This is a genomic window from Acetatifactor aquisgranensis (assembly GCF_943193215.1).
Classification (GTDB): domain Bacteria; phylum Bacillota; class Clostridia; order Lachnospirales; family Lachnospiraceae; genus Acetatifactor; species Acetatifactor aquisgranensis.
Genome location: NZ_CALPDH010000096.1, coordinates 1 through 1,719 on the forward strand (window position 1 = coordinate 1; position 1,719 = coordinate 1,719).

A 1,719-nucleotide genomic window follows, 5' to 3' on the forward strand; every position below is an offset into this window, starting at 1 on the left:
CAATGTCATTAAGTTAGCACCAGCAGCATAAGGCATACTGCGGGAAAGATGGCGAAAAAGGATGCCCGGCTTCCACATAAGCTAATGTTGCCGGTCACAGACACATTTGTTGCATGCCAAATAGACAGACTTCCCATCTGCCTAAAAAAATGGTATGATGATATAGATGCTTAGGCTGCCCTATAGATAAAGTACCGTGGCTTACGGAAATGGGCTGTCTGCAGTCTTGGATATTGGCGTTCGTTCCGTATGGGGATTAGTTCTTTCTGCAGCAAAAGCATCACGTTGCACTGGTCTTTCTCCGTGGACGGACGGAGAAAGACCCTGCAAATATGGGCAGCCATGGTAAAATTCACTTTGTACTCATGTTTGGTTTCCTTCTTTTCGATGACGGCACAGCTGACCAGCATTTCCGTTATGTTGTATGCAATAAGGTTTGCCCATATTTCCTGTTTGACATACTCTGGCTTGTAAGAATGATAGTTGCTCAGACCAATCGTATATTTCAGCTTGCGGAACGAGGATTCAATCGCCCATCTCCTGTGGTAGAGGGTCTTGAGCTTTTCCGGAGGAAATTCTTGCCTTGGAAGATTCGTCACGATACATTCGCAGGAATCATCGCTGATGGGAAACCTGACGATACGGAAAGTAAGCGTGTATGTGCCAAGGGAGCCATATTCGATAAAATCAAAGGCGGATGCCCGGTCAATGAAACGTCTGTAGGTTCCCGGGGGGACAGGGATTTTCCGGGAATGGCTCCGCGTCAGTGTGACAGTCACGGCAATATCAAAGGATTGTGTTTCCGGGAATTCAAAATTTCCGACCAGGCCTTTGGAATGGATATCCTTTGTGCGAAAGAGAAAATACTGTCCCTGTTCCACCACATGGGCCATGTTGTTGTAGGAGCAGTAGCCCCTGTCGCCAATGTAGACATTCTTCCTGCCGGGGAGAGTCCCGTGCCGGTCCACGATGTCACAGAATGCGCCAAATTCGTTTTTTTCATGCACAGGCTGGAGGATGGCGTCCGTATAGATGTGTGCATCCAGGTCAAAAAAGGCATTAATATGTATGCTGTAGACGCCGCTGGCGGAGTGTCCGGGGGCGCAGAAATACTGTGGGGGAGCCAGTTTCGGGCTGCTGAAAAAAGTGGTGGTTGAGCCGTCAGCGGCCAGATAGCGGTATCCGTCGTCTGTGGCGGGGAACCCCGCCTGCCTGCTGACGGAATCGTTGAATCCCGCAAGGACAGCTTCCATCGCTTCGGGCTTGAGCTTCGCACGCTGCTGGTTCAGTGCGGGAAGGGAAGGCATTTCCTGGTTTATCCCCCAAAAGTCCAGCATCTCCACCCTGGCAGAAGAGGATCCTTTAGAGACAAGAAATGAGATAAGGGTGTCGGGTGTGATTTTCCGCTGTCGGGTAAAATCCTTTTCCGGATTAACAGCAAACTGTTCCGGATGAGCGATAACAGAATTCACGGCAGATAAAAAGGCATTTTTGATTTTGTTGTGCGGCATATGATATGTACCTCCCTGGATAAAGAATGTTGAAATGTCTTAATCCAAGGGCCGCTCTCGCTGCCTCTTAAATTCAATCAGTAGCGAGAGCGGCCGCACATTCCAGGGGATTTGTCAACCCCTTTTTTAAAAGACACAAAAAATGGTTTAGACCTCATAATAAGACTCTAACCATTTCAGACAGTTCGCTATTAACTTAATGACATTG

1 protein-coding gene is annotated in these 1,719 nt (G+C 48.3%); it reads right to left on the bottom strand.

Features of this window, described 5'->3' with window-relative positions:
- Window positions 1-170: 170 nt before the first annotated feature.
- Complete coding sequence (locus NFS35_RS28790; protein ID WP_251210380.1) at window positions 171-1,511, bottom strand: IS4 family transposase; 1,341 nt, start codon at window positions 1,509-1,511, stop codon at window positions 171-173.
- Between the last annotated feature and the right edge of the window lie 208 nt (window positions 1,512-1,719).

What these genes read in the sequence shown, in the direction of transcription:
- NFS35_RS28790 (WP_251210380.1), bottom strand. Translation starts at nt 1,511, where the DNA reads ATGCCGCACAACAAAATCAAAAATGCCTTTTTATCTGCCGTGAATTCT.